This window comes from Shewanella sp. W3-18-1 (genome assembly GCF_000015185.1).
Lineage (GTDB): Bacteria > Pseudomonadota > Gammaproteobacteria > Enterobacterales > Shewanellaceae > Shewanella > Shewanella putrefaciens.
Window position 1 is genome coordinate 2,034,748 of record NC_008750.1, and the last position, 17,208, is coordinate 2,051,955.

General features: G+C 45.6%; 14 protein-coding genes. 6 read left to right on the plus strand and 8 right to left on the minus strand.

The genetic code is table 11. The features are described from left to right. Positions 1–45 precede the first annotated feature (45 nt). The 4 genes from SPUTW3181_RS09215 (at position 46) to SPUTW3181_RS09230 (ending at position 5,743) form a co-directional block, all read left to right on the plus strand. Positions 46–3,087, plus strand: coding sequence for an FAD-binding and (Fe-S)-binding domain-containing protein (locus SPUTW3181_RS09215; RefSeq protein WP_011789100.1), 3,042 nt, complete (start codon positions 46–48; stop codon positions 3,085–3,087). Between the two features lie 198 nt (positions 3,088–3,285). Then, positions 3,286–4,659 (plus strand): IS4-like element ISSpu9 family transposase, encoded by a 1,374-nt coding sequence (locus SPUTW3181_RS09220; RefSeq protein WP_011789101.1) that lies wholly within the window; start codon positions 3,286–3,288, stop codon positions 4,657–4,659. A 49-nt stretch (positions 4,660–4,708) separates the two neighbouring features. After that, positions 4,709–5,182, plus strand: a complete 474-nt coding sequence (locus tag SPUTW3181_RS09225; protein ID WP_011789102.1) for a DUF1285 domain-containing protein — start codon at positions 4,709–4,711, stop codon at positions 5,180–5,182. A 144-nt stretch (positions 5,183–5,326) separates the two neighbouring features. Further along, positions 5,327–5,743 (plus strand): MarR family winged helix-turn-helix transcriptional regulator, encoded by a 417-nt coding sequence (locus SPUTW3181_RS09230; protein WP_014610720.1) that lies wholly within the window; start codon positions 5,327–5,329, stop codon positions 5,741–5,743. Between the two features lie 136 nt (positions 5,744–5,879). Here the strand turns inward: SPUTW3181_RS09230 and SPUTW3181_RS09235 are convergent, their stop codons facing one another. Both SPUTW3181_RS09235 and SPUTW3181_RS09240 read right to left on the minus strand, forming a co-directional pair. Next, positions 5,880–6,224: a hypothetical protein gene (locus tag SPUTW3181_RS09235; protein WP_011789104.1), complete on the minus strand. Its 345-nt coding sequence runs from the start codon at positions 6,222–6,224 to the stop codon at positions 5,880–5,882. A gap of 191 nt (positions 6,225–6,415) precedes the next feature. Beyond that, entirely contained in the window at positions 6,416–7,450 is a 1,035-nt protein-coding gene (locus tag SPUTW3181_RS09240; protein ID WP_011789105.1) for a Glu/Leu/Phe/Val dehydrogenase dimerization domain-containing protein, read from the minus strand. Between the two features lie 280 nt (positions 7,451–7,730). Here SPUTW3181_RS09240 and SPUTW3181_RS09245 point away from each other — a divergent pair, with 280 nt between their 5' ends. Next, a complete protein-coding gene (locus SPUTW3181_RS09245; protein WP_011789106.1) occupies positions 7,731–8,180 on the plus strand; it encodes a DUF4826 family protein in 450 nt (149 codons plus the stop codon). A 178-nt stretch (positions 8,181–8,358) separates the two neighbouring features. On the opposite strand, the gene SPUTW3181_RS09250 is transcribed toward SPUTW3181_RS09245, so the two are convergent. The 6 genes from SPUTW3181_RS09250 to rluE form a co-directional block, all read right to left on the minus strand. Beyond that, a complete protein-coding gene (locus SPUTW3181_RS09250; protein ID WP_011789107.1) occupies positions 8,359–9,498 on the minus strand; it encodes a cupin domain-containing protein in 1,140 nt (379 codons plus the stop codon). Between the two features lie 152 nt (positions 9,499–9,650). Further along, positions 9,651–11,021: an adenylosuccinate lyase gene (gene purB, locus SPUTW3181_RS09255; RefSeq protein WP_011789108.1), complete on the minus strand. Its 1,371-nt coding sequence runs from the start codon at positions 11,019–11,021 to the stop codon at positions 9,651–9,653. Between the two features lie 29 nt (positions 11,022–11,050). Then, a complete protein-coding gene (hflD, locus tag SPUTW3181_RS09260) occupies positions 11,051–11,668 on the minus strand; it encodes a high frequency lysogenization protein HflD (protein WP_011789109.1) in 618 nt (205 codons plus the stop codon). 3 nt (positions 11,669–11,671) lie between these two features. Then, complete coding sequence (gene mnmA, locus SPUTW3181_RS09265; RefSeq protein WP_011789110.1) at positions 11,672–12,790, minus strand: tRNA 2-thiouridine(34) synthase MnmA; 1,119 nt, start codon at positions 12,788–12,790, stop codon at positions 11,672–11,674. A 212-nt stretch (positions 12,791–13,002) separates the two neighbouring features. Next, a complete protein-coding gene (locus SPUTW3181_RS09270; RefSeq protein ID WP_011789111.1) occupies positions 13,003–13,497 on the minus strand; it encodes an NUDIX hydrolase in 495 nt (164 codons plus the stop codon). Positions 13,498–13,564: 67 nt separating this feature from the next. Beyond that, on the minus strand, positions 13,565–14,350 hold the full coding sequence (rluE, locus tag SPUTW3181_RS21980; RefSeq protein ID WP_227498150.1) for a 23S rRNA pseudouridine(2457) synthase RluE: 786 nt from the start codon (positions 14,348–14,350) through the stop codon (positions 13,565–13,567). A 343-nt stretch (positions 14,351–14,693) separates the two neighbouring features. Here rluE and SPUTW3181_RS09280 point away from each other — a divergent pair, with 343 nt between their 5' ends. After that, a complete protein-coding gene (locus tag SPUTW3181_RS09280; RefSeq protein WP_011789113.1) occupies positions 14,694–16,919 on the plus strand; it encodes an NADP-dependent isocitrate dehydrogenase in 2,226 nt (741 codons plus the stop codon). The last annotated feature ends 289 nt before the right edge of the window (positions 16,920–17,208 follow it).

Below are 17,208 nucleotides of genomic sequence, written 5' to 3' on the forward strand. Positions count from 1 at the left end.
TTTTTGTTTATAATGACGGCATAACAATAATTGACTGAGCCGCTCATGCTACCCCTGCTATCACATCAACAAACCTTAGAACCTGTCTATCTGGCATATCTTGATGCTTTAGAACAAAGTGCCTATGCCGGTGATATCGATAAGCGCTACAGTGCGCGCTTAGTGCAAGCTACGGATAACTCCGTCTATCAATTTTTACCCCAGGCAGTTCTTTATCCTAAAAATCAGCAGGATATCCAAATTGCGTTAACGCTGGCGGCTAAAGAAGCATTCCGAGGTGTCAGTTTTAGCGCTCGAGGTGGTGGTACAGGTACGAATGGTCAGTCATTGACCCATGGTCTGATTTTGGATGTGTCGCGTTATATGAATCGTGTGCTCGAAGTAAATGCTGAGCAAGGTTGGGTTCGAGTTGAGGCTGGCGTGATTAAAGATGCACTTAATGATGCATTGCGCCCACACGGTTATTTTTTTAGTCCCGATTTATCCACCTCAAATCGTGCCACGATTGGCGGTATGATCAACACTGATGCCTCGGGTGCTGGTTCACTCGTCTATGGTAAGACATCAGATCACGTACTGGCATTACGAAGTGTGTTGATTGATGGCAGTGTGTTGGATACCCAGCCATTGGATGCAGGGCTTTTGTGTAATCCCGATAACGTCAGTGATAATCCGCTGGGGCAAAAGCTGATTTCGGCCATTGCAAAGGTTTGTCGAGAAAAGCGAACACTTATCGAAAACCAATTTCCTAAGCTCAACCGTTTTCTCACGGGTTATGACTTAAAACATGTGTGGAACGATGGCCTAACGCAATTCGATTTATCACGAATTCTGACGGGCTCAGAGGGCACACTTGCGGTGATAACCGAAGCCAAACTCAATATCACGCCATTGCCGACCGAGCGCGCTATGGTAAATATTAAGTACGATTCTTTCCAATCGGCGCTGCGTCATGCGCCGTCCTTAGTCGCTGCGCGCGCGACTGTGGTTGAAACTGTCGATTCAAAAGTGCTTAACTTAGCCCGTGAAGATATTGTCTGGCATTCGGTGGCTGATCTTATCCAAGAAGTGCCAGGTAAAGTGATTGATGGTCTCAATATGGTCGAGTTTGCAGGTGACACGGTCGAAGTTGAGCAAAAGCTCGCCAGTCTTGAAGCGGTACTCTCTGAGCAGATCAGCAAAGGCGAATGCGGTGTATTGGGTTACCAAGTGACGCAAGATAAGCCGAGTATTGAAAAAATTTACGGCATGCGTAAAAAAGCCGTTGGCTTACTCGGCGCCACTAAAGGACGCCGTAAGCCCATCGCCTTTGCAGAAGATACCGCGGTACCGCCCGAAAAACTTGCCGATTATATTATGGAGTTTCGCGCGTTACTCGACGGGCATAATTTGCAATACGGTATGTTTGGCCATGTGGACGCGGGTGTGCTCCATGTGCGACCTGCACTTGATATGTGTGATGTTGAAGATGAAAAGTTACTGCGAGTCATTTCTGATCAAGTCGCGGCACTGACGCTTAAATACGGCGGCCTAATGTGGGGTGAACACGGTAAAGGCGTGCGCGGTGAATACGGTCCAGCAGTCTTTGGCGATGAACTTTTGGGTGTGCTGCAAGATATCAAAGGCTTGTTCGACCCTGACAACCGATTAAACCCCGGTAAGCTGGTGGCACCTAAAGATACTGGTGCCCTCTATTATGATGTCGACAGTGTTAAGCGCGGTAAGTTTGATCGACAAATTCCCGTTGAAGTGCGTGATGCATTTCCTGATGTAATGAACTGTAACGGTAATGGCCTGTGTTTTAATTACAGTAGCTATTCACCCATGTGCCCCTCATTTAAGGTCACAGGTGACAGAGTGCAGTCGCCCAAGGGGCGCGCAGGTCTTATGCGTGAATGGTTAAGATTATTAGAGGCTGAAGGAGTGGATGTGAATGCACTCGCTAAAGCGAAACCCTTTGGTATATTGCAGCGCATACAAAATACCATTAATGCCAAACGTGATTATGATTATTCCCATGAGGTGATGGAATCGCTCAAGGGCTGTTTGGCCTGTAAAGCCTGCTCAGGGCAATGTCCGGTCAAAGTGGATGTGCCCAAGTTTAGGGCGCAGTTCTTCAATATTTACTATCAACGCTATTTAAGGCCTGTAAAAGACTATCTTGTCGCAGGGATTGAAGATAGCTTGCCATTAATGGCTTCTGCGCCGCGTCTGACTAACTTTGCTGCGCAAAATCCATTGAGCCAATGGGTGATTAAAAAGGCGATTGGTTATGTGGATGCGCCTGCGTTATCTGTGCCGACCTTGAAGCAAAGGCTCGATGGGCATCTAAGCCGCGGTTACGACTTAGCTGCGTTGCAAGCGATTCCAGAAGAGAAGCGTTCGCAGTTTGTGTTAGTGGTGCAAGATCCCTTCAACAGTTTCTATGATTCCGGTCTTGTTTATCGCTTTATTCAGTTAATTGAAAAACTGGGTTTAAAACCTGTGTTATTACCCTTTAAACCCAATGGTAAGCCAACGCATATCAAGGGATTTTTAGATAAGTTTGCTAAAACGGCGCAGTCGAGTGCGGACTTTCTGAACCAAGTCCATAAGCTTGGCATGCCCATGGTAGGCATCGATCCTGCTTTAGTCTTATGTTATCGCGATGAATACCGTGAAGTCTTAGGGGCTAATCGCGGTAATTTTGAGGTCAAGTTAGCCAACGAATGGCTACTGAATGTCATCAAAGATTTACCTGCAAAAGCTGTGCAAGATAAGCAATATACTTGGTTTAGTCATTGTACCGAATCGACGGCCAAGCCAAATACCGCTAATGAGTGGACTAAAATCTTTGCCCATTTCGGTGCGAAATTAAATACAGTCAATTTAGGTTGTTGTGGTATGGCGGGAACCTATGGCCATGAGGCGGAAAACCTCGAGCGCTCTAAGGCCTTGTTCGATATGTCTTGGCAGCAAACCCTCGCTAAGATAGCACAGCCGCAAGTGTTAGTGTCTGGCTATTCGTGCCGTAGCCAGGTAAAACGTTTTGCCGGTTACAAGCCAAAGCATCCACTTGAGGCCTTACTTGAGTTAGTAAACGCGTAATGGTCCTTATTACTTAAATTGACCAGCAAGGCCGTAATTATCCTCACTGGTATATCCAAGTGTTGAATGTCACACTAAAGCCAGCCGCAAGGCCTGTCTTTTATACAGAAGTCCCTCATATGATATGAGGGATTTTTTTTGAACTAAATTCTTGGCTCACGATCAGATCTTTAACGGCTTTAATTGAGGCTCCCTGAGATGATAAAAGGCAATAATGATTGGGCTGAAGAACAATTTGGTCATGCTAAACTTGGTGACCCAAGAAGAACGGCTAGGCTCGTAAAAATGGCGTCAGACTTAGCTCAGCATCCCGGTAAGTCGGTAGTAAAATCGTCACCTTCACCAGCAAGTATGGAGGGCGCTTACCGGTTTATTCGAAACGATAATGTATCAGCAGACGATATTGCTGAAGCCGGTTTTCGTGCGACAGTCAATCAAGCCCACCGTTACCCCCTCCTTCTCGCTATTGAAGATACAACCACCTTAAGCTACAAGCATCGCTCTATTCGAGCGGACTTAGGACATGTCAACCAAGGTAATCGTTATCGAGGTCTGCTTGCCCATAGTATTTTGTTGTTTGCTCCTGAAACTCTTGACGTTGTTGGATTGATTGAACAACACAGATGGACCAGAGACATCAAGACTCGAGGTATCCGCCGTGAGAATTTAAAACGACCTTACGAAGAAAAAGAAGGTTATAAATGGGAAAGTGCATCACGTAATATGGCTGCACGTCTAGGAACCGCGATGGCTAACGTGATATCGGTTTGTGATCGTGAAGCCGACATCTACGATTATCTCCTTTACAAGATAGCGAACCAACAACGTTTTGTTGTGCGGTCAATGATGAGTCGTCATATAGAAGAAGGTTCAGATAAGCTTTATCATTTTGCATCAGAGCTTAACAGTGTGAAACAACGCCAAATCCAGATAGCTCAAAGGGGCGGTCGTAAAGCTCGAGAAGTCACGCTGGATGTTAAATATGCGGCAGTAACGTTAAAAACCCCGGCTAACAAAAAAGGCTCCCCCATTTCTCTGAACTATGTGGGTTGCTCCGAAGTCGGTGATGAAGAGAAGACGCTCAATTGGCATATTCTGACCAATGAGCCAGTAAACAGTGCCGAAGATGCTTTAAAAATTATCGGTTATTACGAGAAGCGCTGGCTGATTGAGGAGTATCATAAGGTCTGGAAAAGTGAAGGGACCGGAGTTGAAGACCTTCGAGTACAGAGCAAAGATAACTTAGATAGATTAGCGACTATTTATGCCTTTTTAGCGGTAAGGATCTTCCAATTGAAATTTGCCAATGAGCAAATCAAAGACATTAGCAGTGAGAAAATCTTGTCACCAAGAGCGTGGAAGTTACTTTGGCTTAAAAGAATAAAGACGCCACCTCCAGAGGAAGTACCCACTGCAAAATGGGCATATGAGCACCTGGCAAGGCTTGGTGGTTGGAAAGACAGTAAAAGAAATGGAAGAGCATCAGTAAAGACGCTCTGGGAAGGATGGCTCAAATTGCAAGCAATCCTTGAGGGTTACGAACTTGCTCTGTCTCTTGAACAGGACTTGTGATCAAGAGACAGGCCGCAAGGCTGGTTTTTTATGGATGACGGAGGCTTAGATGGACAAGATGACTGACAGTATTCAACACACGCTCAAACAATTCGCCGCCGATAGTAGGCTAACCTCGGTTGCGCCATTGTGCAGTGAAGTCCCATTGTTTGACATTAACGCCTTGGGTGATTGGACCTATCTAGGCACATCGCTACCAGCAAAGTTTGCTAAGTTGTTCGCCAGTATTTTGCATTGCATCGATGATGAGTATTTCTTAATTACCCCAGTGGAGAAGGTGCGAGTGCGGGTTGAAGATGCCCCCTTACTGATTGTCGATTTCGAGCGAGCGCAACCCCATTCGCTGCTCAATGTGAAAACCAGTATTGAAACACAGCATCACAAAGTCGATATAAAACAGATGAAGCTCACCGATGACAGTGTTTATTTGCCGCTTGAGCGCGGTTTATGGGGCAAATTAGGTCGGGCCTGTTACTATAATTTTGTGAATGAATTCAATTTATCTGATCTAGATGAGGAATGAACTCGTAGATTAATCGCATCATTTGCTGTGGTCTTAGCTAGTTTATTATGGGTTAAGTGGTAGTATTAAAACTAACTCTGGGTTCCTATGATGGCGCATAGAGAAAGTGAAAACGCGTTAAACCTTTGTGGTAGGAGGTGCTGTTTGAATCGTCATGAAAGCTTAGGCTATCTTGTATCCCACTTAAATATCGAGCTGCAAAATGAGCTTGATCTGCATCTTAAGCGATATCAACTCGATATAAAACTGTGGCCTGTGCTGTTTGCTTTATGGCAAGAAGAGGGTATAAGCCAAACTGAATTGTCTAAGCGTTGCGATGTGGCAAATTACACTATGACGCGCTTACTCGATCAGTTGCAGGTGCAAGGTCTTATTACTCGCCATCAAGAAGTCGATAATCGGCGTGCTTTTCAAATCTTTTTGACCGATGAAGCCAAAGCATTAGAGCAAGATCTTATCTGCGAAGCTGAGCGGGTTAATGAAAAATTCCTGTCAAATTTAAGTGAAGATGAACAACAGCTATTCATTTTACTATTGAATAAAATCAACCGCTTGGCTTGAAGCTTTGAATCTAATGGGTATGGAGGAAAACTGTGGTTTAGCTGTTTTTACTTCTATCTGTATGTGGTTATCTAAATCATTTTCCCAGTTTAATCCCACCCACTATGCCTCACTTTGCGGGATGAAACTGGTTTGATTAATTCAAGTAAAGTGCAAAGACGCAAAGCAGGCTGACGGCTATCACTGAGTGCTGTAAATAACGGCGGCTGGCTAATAAATTTTCTTTGCCTTGTTTTAGGCTAGCGACGAGTCTATGTTGCTTATAAATTCGGCACATGAGTTCGTCGGTTTGGGGATCGATAAGCAGTTCAAACTTGCAAGGTGCGCCGTCTTTAAGCTGAATGGTATGCTCACTTTGAGGCTTAAAGTTAAGCTTGTGCGACACCATTTGGCCATTAACGAAGACCCGCTCTAAACCACTCCAATTGCTGGCTTGCAGTTCTACCACATCTTGGTTGAGATCATACTTGAAACGGATCATAGCGCTATCCTGTGCTGGGACCTGATAGACTAATTCAAGCAAACAAATATGACGTTTTCCAGCATGATTTAATGAATATTCTGTGTCGAAATTAAAAGCGCGGCTAAACCATGAGCTTAGGGGTAGATTAAATTTTAGGTAACAAAAAAGCGACCAATGGTCGCTTTTTCAGTGTTAGACGTGCAGAACAATTACTGCTTAGCGGCTTCGATAATGGCTTTAGCCATTTCATCAGCTACAGCGCCAGTTGTACGGTTCTGCGCATCGGCTTGGCTGAATATTTTCAGCAGCGTGTTGTAAATTTCTTCTACTTTAGCGGTCGATTTTGCTGCGTCGTAATCTTTTTCGAATGACACGTTAATAATACCGCCTGCGTTGATCACATAGTCTGGCGCGTACAGTATGCCCATTTCTTTGAGTTGTTCACCGTGGCGTACTTCGGCTAATTGGTTGTTGGCACAACCTGCGACAATTTTCGCCTTCAGTTGCGGTAAGGTCGCATCGTTTAAGGTTGCGCCAAGGGCACAAGGGGAGTACACATCCACATCTTGTGAGTAGATTTCTTGAGGCGCCACAACTATTGCGCCAAAATCGGTGGCAACTCTGTCTAACGAGGCTTGATGAATGTCAGTAACAATCAGCTCTGCGCCTTCGCCATGTAAATGTTTACATAGATAGTAGCCTACGTGACCTACGCCTTGAACGGCGATTTTAAGGCCTTTCAGGCTGTCTAAACCGAATTTATGTTTTACTGCGGCTTTAATGCCTAAATAAGTGCCAAGGGCTGTGAAGGGCGATGGATCGCCACTTTTGCCTTCAAGGCCCGCCATATAAGGGGTTTCTTCATGGGCGATCATAATATCAGCCGTAGTAGTACCAACATCTTCTGCTGAATAGTAGCGGCCACCTAGACTATTGATAAAACGGCCAAAAGCGCGGAACAGCGCTTCGCGATCCTGTCTTTTAGGATCGGCAATGATCACTGATTTCCCACCGCCCATGGTTAAACCAGCGAGGGCGTTTTTGTAAGTCATGCCACGAGAAAGGCGTAATACGTCCGTCAGGGCTTCATCATCCGATTGGTAGTTCCACATCCGACATCCACCTACGGCAGGGCCTAGATTGGTGTTATGGATGGCGACAATGGCCTTTAAGCCACTTTCTTTATCATGACAGAATACAACCTGTTCATGTTCGTCAAAGGATACATGATTAAATACAGCCACGTGAATTTCTCCGCTATACACAATGAAAAAGCCGATGAGGTGAGCCTCTATCGACTGCTTGTTATATTTATTGCAGAACCATAGCATTTAGCGATACTCTCAACCATGGATAATGGCCGAATAAATACAATATTTGTGGCAATTTAGCTTTCCACTTTACGTAAACGTAAGCTTTGCGATTAAAAATGGATTGTACTGAATTTAACGTAACGAATAGAATGAATCGCGCACTGATCCCAAGAATCAGGCTCGCGTTATAACAATAAGATAGGATGGAAGTATGACTGAACAAGCTGTCGACCAGACTCAACAAAATTTATCAGCTGAAGAAATAGAAAAGCTACGTCAAGAGTGGGTCAGAACTCAATTTCAAAAAGCCAATCGTTTTCTCGCTGAAAAAGGCGTGATACCAAGCAAAGTCCTCGCCGATGAAAGCCGTTATCTTGCGCCTTATATGGCGATTTGGAAGATGGAATCAAAGCGTCCAAGCAACAAAACCTATTGGGTGATGTCAGGGGATTTACCGTCGGATTTTGTCGATGTCAAAGTGGCGGCGACGGCCCGTGATGCCGTGCGTCATTTCTCTATGATGTGGCAAATGCAGGCGGAAAACTTAGTGCGTTCGGGGGCAACCCGTGATGCCACTCAGGCTAAATTTGCTCAACTATTAGTATCGCGTGCCGAGAGTTTATATCGTATGCACAACGACGATAAACTGTGGAATGCTTAAACTCAAATGAGCTGAGGATTGTATTCAGATAGTATTGAGTTAATACAGTCAATTATGTTGATTGCTCAAAATAACGGTATAAATAATAAAAAGGCACTCAATTGAGTGCCTTTTTTATGTTGATGTTTTATTTAGGCTTTATATTAAGAACAAGGTTATCGAACAAAGTCGATAGGGCCTATTCTTCGCTGTCGCTCAAGTAATAGAAACCTTGATTGATGAGTTTCAACAGTAAGGCTTGGACTTCTTCATGCTGACATATTTCAGTCGCTTCATCGGCGTTTAAGCTGACGTTATCGCTCAACTGTGCGATAACATCCGCTGGTGTTTGGGGCAGTTCGTGTACATCACCATTGATGAATAATCGCGGCGTGGCGTCATTTTCAAGGCGCAATACTTTCAAACCGCCGATACGGCTGACGCCAGCACCTTGGGCGAAGGCATCTTGCAAATCTTCTATGTTGTAAGCTTCTTCGCCTTCACACAAATCAAGCTCGAAACGGTTTTGACTGAGCAACTTACCTAACACGATTTGGTAGCTATTGGGATCTTGGCTCAACTGACTCAATAGTGACATTATGCCCACTTGATGATCTTGGCTGACGATACCGGCTGAACTCGGCTCAGTTTGCGAGGTGAAACGCTGCTGACCTAAGTTATTGTCGAGCAAATAATCGGCGACTTCACTGACCAATTCTTGCTGGCTAGGAGCGCGGAAACCAATCGAGTAACTCATTGCCACAGTTAGGGTTTCGCCGCAATGTGGGAAACCAGGTGGAATATAAAGCATGTCGCCTTTTTCTAACACTACATCGATAATGGGTGTGAAGTCTTCAACCAGTGGCGAGTTAGGATTGCCACCGCGGCGCTGTTGCGGGGTATTGTCACCCACAGTCCAGCGGCGTTCACCTTCGCCTTGAATGATAAACACATCGTAGTTATCGACGTGCGGGCCGACACCGCCACTTGGGGTGGCAAATGAAGCCATCAAGTCATCGAAGCGCCAGTCAGGTAAAAAGCGCAGCGCTTCAACTAATGGCTGCGAATCAGGATACCAATGGTTGACGGCTTGCACTAATAACTGCCAATGGGTTTCGCCATAGCAGTCGTAATCTTCAAACGGACCTTGCACTACTTCCCAATCATTGTCTTTGGTGACGACGATGCGTGAAGATATTTCTTCTTCACAGGCAAGGCCTGCTAGTTCGTCGGCGCTGATTGGATCTTCAAACTGCGGAAATGCTTTTTTGATCAACAGGGGTTTCTTTTGCCAGTATTCATTAAGAAACTGGGCTATATCGAGATTGAGTGTATACATAGTGTTAAAAAAGGCGACCACATCGCGGTGATGTGGGTCGCCTTAATCCTTATTTCTGTTTAAGAAAGAGTATTGTCCGTCGCCAACTTCAGTTAATAACTAATTTCAGTCAATAGCTTACTATTAGTTAATCGCCAATTTTAATTAATAACTTACTTCAGTTCGTCGACAAACGTTTCGGCGCGACCAATGTAATTGGCTGGCGTCATTTTCTTCAGTTCAGCTTTCACTGAGTCTGGTAATTCAAGTCCGTCAATAAACACTGACAGTTGCTGCGCGTCGATACGTTTACCGCGCGTCAGTTCTTTTAATTTTTCGTATGGCTTTTCAATGCCATAACGACGCATTACCGTTTGTACGGGTTCTGCTAACACTTCCCAGTTGTGATCTAACTCATCACGCAGATGTGCTTCGTTAACTTCTAACTTGCTGATGCCTTTTAAGGTCGCTTGATACGCGATCAATGCATGGGCAATACCTACACCTAAGTTACGCAGTACAGTCGAGTCAGTTAAGTCACGTTGCCATCTTGAAACTGGTAGCTTAGAGGCTAAGTGTTGCATCAGTGCGTTAGCGATACCTAAGTTACCTTCAGAATTTTCAAAATCGATGGGGTTAACTTTGTGCGGCATAGTCGATGAACCGATTTCACCGGCGATAGTGCGTTGTTTGAAGTGACCTAGGGCGATGTAACCCCAAATATCACGGTCAAAGTCAATCAGCACAGTGTTGAAACGGGCAACCGCATCAAACAATTCGGCAATGTAATCGTGTGGCTCGATTTGCGTCGTGTAGGCATTCCAGTTAAGGCCAAGGCTTGTTACAAAACGCTCAGACAGTTCATGCCAATTAACTTCTGGATAGGCTGACAGGTGAGCATTGTAGTTACCTACGGCACCGTTCAGTTTGCCCATGATTTCAACATTGGCGATTTGTTTGATTTGACGTTCAAGGCGCACTGCGACGTTCGCCATTTCTTTACCGAGCGTCGAAGGTGACGCGGGTTGGCCATGGGTACGTGACATTAATGGCACAGAGCGATATTCAATCGCCAGCTTTTTAATTGCCGTCAGCAACTCGTTGCAGTAGGGCAGTAAGACTTGCTCACGGGCTTCTGTCAACATTAAACCATGGCTTAAGTTGTTGATATCTTCGGAAGTACAAGCAAAGTGAACAAACTCACCCACAGCGGCTAATTCGGCATTGCCCGCGATTTTTTCTTTGATGAAGTATTCAACCGCTTTCACATCGTGGTTAGTGGTGCTTTCGATAGCCTTAACACGCAGCGCATCTTGTTCGTTGAAATTGTCTTTAATGCCATCGAGCACGGCGATAGCTGACTCGCTTAGCGGTGGTACTTCGATGATTTCTGGGCAATCGGCTAACAGTTTTAACCAATTGATTTCAACCTGAACACGGTACTTGGTAAGACCGAACTCGCTGAAAATCCCTCTCAATGACGCGGTTTTACTACCATAACGGCCGTCTACCGGAGAGATAGCAGTTAGTGCGGAAAGATCCATGTGTAGCTCCTTGATGAACGCTAATTTTATTATAGGGTAAGACTTTTCTTGGCTGTATCGACTATGGCTTTGCGGGCGAAGACTAAGTGTCGACGTTTACCGCCCAACTGACGCCACAGTACTGCGCTGCGTATAGCGGCAAGCAACAGAGCACGAATTTTATGTTGTACGATAGGGCGCTGCAAACACACGGGATTACCCGATATTTGGATTTTGGGCCCTAAATTACTGATGATGTCACTGTAAATGCTGGCAAGATTGGCAACGACTTGCTCATCTGTGATGGCAAAATGATGTAGCTGGCGATTCACTTGATTAATACGTTCAGCCAACATGCCTAAGCCACTGTTAGAGCGCACGAGTTTACGCTCAAGCGCAAGCACGCCTACTAAATAACGGGTAATTTCAACATCTTTTTGGCTGCTGTCACCGAGCTGATTCAGGATCAGCTTATAGCCTTTTTGCAATACGATTTTGTCCGGGTAAACATCGGCCGTATTGTCAGGATTGGTGACGAGAATGGTGTTTAAGCTTGCCGCGAGTTCGGCATTATCCAATTCGCCATGGCGCGCTAAATGTTGAACTTGGGCAATGGCTTGCAGTATGCCTGCAAACGCCATAGTCCGATTAATGAGTTGCTCGTTCACGCTTTACCCTCGGATTAATTGATCTATGATGCCACCACCTAGGCAGACTTCACCATCATAAAATACCACAGACTGTCCAGGCGTCACTGCCGCTACAGGTTCATCGAAGACCACACGCAAGGTGTGTTCATCTGTGTAGGTTAATGTGCAAGGCACATCTTGTTGGCGATAACGGGTTTTGACGGTGATATGACAACCATCGACAGGCCCAGTTCTATCCACCCAATGCAGTTGGTTAACTGTCATGCCATTCGACATCAAACGGGGATGGTGTCCGCCTTGCCCCACGATCAATACGTTACGCTCAAGATCTTTATCGACCACATACCAAGGATCGTCATTGCTGTTTTTCATGCCGCCAATGCCTAAGCCTTTACGTTGGCCTAAGGTGTGGTACATGAGTCCTTGGTGCGTGCCTATGACTTCACCTTCTGGTGTTTCGATATTGCCAGGCTGCGCCGGTAAATAAGTCCCTAGAAATTCAGTAAATTTGCGCTCACCGATAAAGCAGATACCAGTGCTGTCTTTTTTATCATGGGTGATTAAGCCCATTTCTTTCGCAATTTCACGAACTTGATGTTTTTCGAGCTCACCGACAGGGAACAGGCTTCGGGCAACTTGCTCGTGGCTTAAGGTGTAGAGGAAATAACTTTGGTCTTTATTGCCATCAACGCCACGGAGCATTTGTGTGCTGCCGTCGCTATTGTCGCGACGGCGAACATAGTGGCCCATGGCGATGTAATCGGCATCGAGGATTTCATCGGCAAATTCTAAAAATGCCTTAAATTTGATTTCTTTGTTGCACATGATATCGGGATTTGGCGTGCGGCCCGCTTTGTATTCGGCGAGGAAATACTCAAATACATTGTCCCAATATTCGGCAGCAAAGTTGACTGTATGTAGCTTGATCCCGAGCTTGTCGCACACGGCTTGGGCATCTTTTAAATCTTCTGCGGCCGCGCAGTACTCGTTGTTGTCATCTTCTTCCCAGTTCTTCATGAAAAGGCCTTCAACCTGATAGCCTTGCTGCATAAGCAAATAGGCTGAAACAGATGAATCTACACCGCCGGACATGCCGACAATGACTTTTTTTCCTGTATGAGTGGGTTCGATTGATGTCATAAATCCTAAAAACCATTGAGTATGTGTGTTGGCTAGGCACTTGAGGTAGGGAATTGCGCATCACCCAAGTAGTAATATGACCTAGCTTAAAATTTGTATATTGCGTAAACGATTTTCCCCGCAAGGAGAGCGTGTAAATGGCTCGAATGGCAGCCTAATTTCCTGAACATCCTAAGCTAACTCATTGCGGATTTACGCGGCGGCGTATTCTATCACGCCTTGCTCTTTGGGGCTATCGTGAGACGAACGCTATTGAGTAAGTCTAGGGGATAAACTGAGCCCTGCTGCAGGTGGCGTCGATAGTCTTTGAGGCAATCGAGCACTAAGGGACTGCGCAGTAAAGATAGCTTGGCTTCTATCTGTGCAAAACTCAGCCAGTGCGCACTGTGGATCGCTTTATCCTGCGGCGCAGGTGAGGGCATATCATCTAACTGCACGAAAAAAGTAAAGCGCACAAAGGCTAAGTCTTCACTGGCGCTAAATTGATAGATGCCGACGAGCCCTTGGGCTTTGAGTGATAACCCCGTTTCTTCAAACACTTCGCGCTCACAGGCTTGGATCAAGCTTTCATTCGCTTCTAAGTGACCCGCGGGTTGATTAAAGCGTTGCTCGCCTTCAATCCACTCTTCTACCATCAGATATTTGTCCTGTGAAGTCGCATGGATAATACAAGCGACGGTCACATTGGGTTTATATCGTTGACTCATGGTACCTCCTTTGAGTGGACATGGTGCCACTTTTTAGTGGCGTTGAACGCAGAAACTTGGCTGAAATTTAGACTTCATCACCGAGACGAATGCATTTGTGCTCACCCGATGGCAAATTATCTAGACTCCATTGGCCTATTTTATAACGGATTAATCTTAAGGTCGGAAAACCGATATGCGCTGTCATGCGTCTGACTTGGCGGTTACGGCCTTCATGAATTTGGATTTCTAGCCAAGTTGTTGGGATATTTTTGCGCTCTCTTACTGGTGGATTACGTGGCCAAATATCGGGTGAATCCATAATTTTGACTTTAGCTGGTAGCGTTATACCATCATTTAATTCAACACCTTGGCGCAGTTTTGTCAGGGCATCTTCTGTCGGAACGCCTTCTACTTGCACCCAATAGGTTTTAAAGGTTTTCTTTTTCGGCTCTGTCAGCCTTGCCTGTAATTGACCGTCATTAGTTAGCAGCAATAAGCCCTCACTGTCTCTGTCTAAGCGGCCAGCGGCATACACATCAGCAATCGGGATATAGTCTTTTAGGGTTTTGCGACCTTGTTCATCGGTAAACTGGCAAAGTACATCAAAAGGCTTATTAAACAGTACAATAATCGGTGCGAGCGTTTGGCTCTGCACCGGTTTTGCTGCCGCAATTGCGCGTCGATTAGGATTTTTAAAGGGTTCTTTCTTTAAACTGCCATTGGCATTACGTGCTGGCGCCACTTTGCTATCTACGGCGGTAGCGCGGTTGACTGGGCCTCTGCTGGCGTGCTTCGCGGGTTTAATCGTGCTCTTGGCTGGGGAACTAGTACTGGAATTGGCACCTTTAGGTGGAAACTTGTTTTTGTTCATACTTTTGCTAACAGGAGGTTGAGACACGCTTACCTGACTTGATTGAGTCGTTAATGTGGTCATAGTGTACTTGGCATTCGCCGTTAGTGGAATTTGAATATTATTGCGAATGCTCTATGATGTCGGCCAGAAAATGTGATCTGTGCCTAAATGTTTATTAGGTTTTAATGAGTCGTTGTAACAAATTTTAGCTTGCGCGCAAAGACACAAGGGCATTGAGAATTTGAAAGATGAGGGCGTGGTCGATTGCCTTGATTGATATTTTCCCTGTGCTCAGATTTGTTCGCCATGCTATAAAATTATTATAAAAAATATTAAATTTTACAATAATGTAGGATGTAACATGAAAGATAACTCATCAACAATTATTTACACTGAAACAGACGAAGCGCCAGCACTGGCCACCCTCTCACTCTTACCTATTATCAGAACGTTTACCGACGCCGCGGGCGTTGCGGTTGAAACCCGTGATATCTCGTTATCGGGCCGTATTATTGCCAGTTTCCCTGAGCAACTGACCGAAGCACAAAAGATTGGCGACCATCTGACAGAGCTTGGCGAGTTAGCTAATCAGCCAGAAGCGAACATCATCAAGTTACCGAATATCAGTGCTTCGATCCCACAATTAAAAGCCTGTATCCTTGAACTGCAGCAAAAAGGTTACGACATTCCTAATTATCCGGATGAGCCAAAAACCGACGCTGAAAAGTCAATTAAAGCCCGTTACGACAAGATCAAAGGCAGTGCGGTAAACCCAGTACTGCGTGAAGGTAATTCAGATCGCCGCGCGCCATTATCGGTGAAAAACTTTGCCAAGAAAAACCCGCATTCCATGGGGAAATGGGCTAAGGATTCTAAGTCACACGTTGCCCACATGACTGACGGTGATTTCTACGGCAGCGAGCAGTCTGTCACTTTATCTGATGCGGGCAGTGTGAATATCGTGCTGACGCAAAAAGATGGTCAAGAAGTGGTGCTCAAGTCGGGTCTTAAGCTGCTGGCTGGCGAAATTATCGATGCTGCGGTATTGAGTAAAAAAGCCTTAGTGAGCTTCTATGAGCGTGAAATCGAAAACGCCAAAGCTGAAGATGTGCTGTTATCGCTGCATCTCAAAGCCACTATGATGAAAGTGTCTGATCCTATTATGTTTGGTCACGCAGTGAAGGTATTCTTTAAGCCAGTATTTGACAAACATGCGGCGCTTTTCGCTGAATTAGGCGTAGATGTTAACAACGGTTTTGGTGATGTTTATGCCAAGATCGCGACATTACCTGCCGACAGCCGCGCCGAAGTCGAAGCCGATATCGCCGCCGTTTACGCTGCGCGTCCCGCATTGGCCATGGTTGATTCTGACAAAGGTATCACCAACTTACACGTGCCAAGCGACATCATTATCGATGCGTCTATGCCCGCTGCGATTCGTTCATCTGGCCAAATGTGGGGACCAGACGGTCAACTGCATGACACTAAAGCCATGATCCCCGATCGTTGCTATGCGGGTATTTACCAAGAAACGATTGCTTTCTGTAAAGAGCACGGCGCTTTCGATCCTAAAACCATGGGCAGTGTACCCAACGTCGGCTTGATGGCGCAAAAAGCGGAAGAGTACGGCAGCCACGATAAGACCTTTGAAATTCCTGCTGACGGTGTGGTCAACGTTGTTGATGCCAGCGGTAAGGTATTGATGAGCCATAACGTGGAAGCGGGCGATATCTGGAGAATGTGTCAAGTTAAAGACGCACCTATCCGTGATTGGGTCAAACTGGCCGTGCGCCGTGCCCGTTTAAGCAATACTCCAGCGGTATTTTGGTTAGATAGCAAACGTGCCCACGATGCACAAATCATTGCTAAAGTGCAGCAGTATCTGCCAGAGCATGATACTGATGGCTTAGAGATCAGCATTATGTCTCCTGAAGAGGCAACGCGTTTCTCTTTGGCTCGTATCAAAGAAGGTAAAGATACGATTTCAGTTACGGGTAACGTTTTACGTGACTACCTGACTGACTTGTTCCCCATCCTCGAGCTAGGCACCAGTGCCAAAATGCTGTCAATTGTTCCATTAATGAACGGCGGCGGTCTATTTGAAACAGGTGCGGGCGGTAGTGCACCTAAACACGTGCAACAGCTTGAGAAAGAAGGTCACTTACGTTGGGATTCGCTCGGTGAATTCTTGGCTCTGGCGGCGTCTCTTGAGCATTTAAGTCAAACCGTAGGCAATCCAAAAGCCCAAGTATTGGCAGATACCTTAGATCAAGCCATTGGCCAATTCTTAGATAGCAACAAATCGCCATCAAGAAGAGTCGGTGAGCTGGATAACCGTGGCAGTCATTTCTACTTAGCCATGTACTGGGCCCAAGCCTTAGCTGCGCAAACGGGCGATGAGCAACTACAAGCACACTTTATTCCTTTGGCGCATGCGCTGGCTGCGAATGAGCAAGTCATTGTGGCTGAATTAGCAAATGCACAAGGTGCGTCTGTCGATTTAGGCGGTTATTACCGTTTAGATGCGGCTAAGGCTGAAAAAGCCATGCGCCCAAGCGAGACGTTAAACAAACTGTTGATTGCTTAATTTCGCTAGTTATCACTTTTAGATGGTGTGCGCGTCAGTGTGGGCCATCTAAGCTGATGTGAATTTGTAAGTCATTAGACTGATTTAAAAAAGGATCTGCATTGCAGATCCTTTTTTATACCCTAAATTTGCTGCCGAGACCGATGATAAAATCTTTTTGCTGGGATGCAATGGGTGATGTGCGGTGATTGAACTTGAATTAAATTCATGCGAAATGATGATGAGCGATACAGCATTAAGTGGTGAGAATTTATGAAACACACAGCAATAAAAAGGCAGGGACAAGTCC

Coding starts and splice junctions, on each gene's coding strand:
- SPUTW3181_RS09225 (WP_011789102.1), top strand. CDS start 4,709: ATGGACAAGATGACTGACAGTATTCAACACACGCTCAAACAATTCGCC.
- SPUTW3181_RS09250 (WP_011789107.1), bottom strand. CDS start 9,498: ATGTATACACTCAATCTCGATATAGCCCAGTTTCTTAATGAATACTGG.
- rluE (WP_227498150.1), bottom strand. CDS start 14,350: ATGAACAAAAACAAGTTTCCACCTAAAGGTGCCAATTCCAGTACTAGT.
- mnmA (WP_011789110.1), bottom strand. CDS start 12,790: ATGACATCAATCGAACCCACTCATACAGGAAAAAAAGTCATTGTCGGC.
- purB (WP_011789108.1), bottom strand. CDS start 11,021: ATGGATCTTTCCGCACTAACTGCTATCTCTCCGGTAGACGGCCGTTAT.
- SPUTW3181_RS09280 (WP_011789113.1), top strand. CDS start 14,694: ATGAAAGATAACTCATCAACAATTATTTACACTGAAACAGACGAAGCG.
- SPUTW3181_RS09235 (WP_011789104.1), bottom strand. CDS start 6,224: ATGATCCGTTTCAAGTATGATCTCAACCAAGATGTGGTAGAACTGCAA.
- SPUTW3181_RS09245 (WP_011789106.1), top strand. CDS start 7,731: ATGACTGAACAAGCTGTCGACCAGACTCAACAAAATTTATCAGCTGAA.
- SPUTW3181_RS09215 (WP_011789100.1), top strand. CDS start 46: ATGCTACCCCTGCTATCACATCAACAAACCTTAGAACCTGTCTATCTG.
- SPUTW3181_RS09270 (WP_011789111.1), bottom strand. CDS start 13,497: ATGAGTCAACGATATAAACCCAATGTGACCGTCGCTTGTATTATCCAT.
- SPUTW3181_RS09220 (WP_011789101.1), top strand. CDS start 3,286: ATGATAAAAGGCAATAATGATTGGGCTGAAGAACAATTTGGTCATGCT.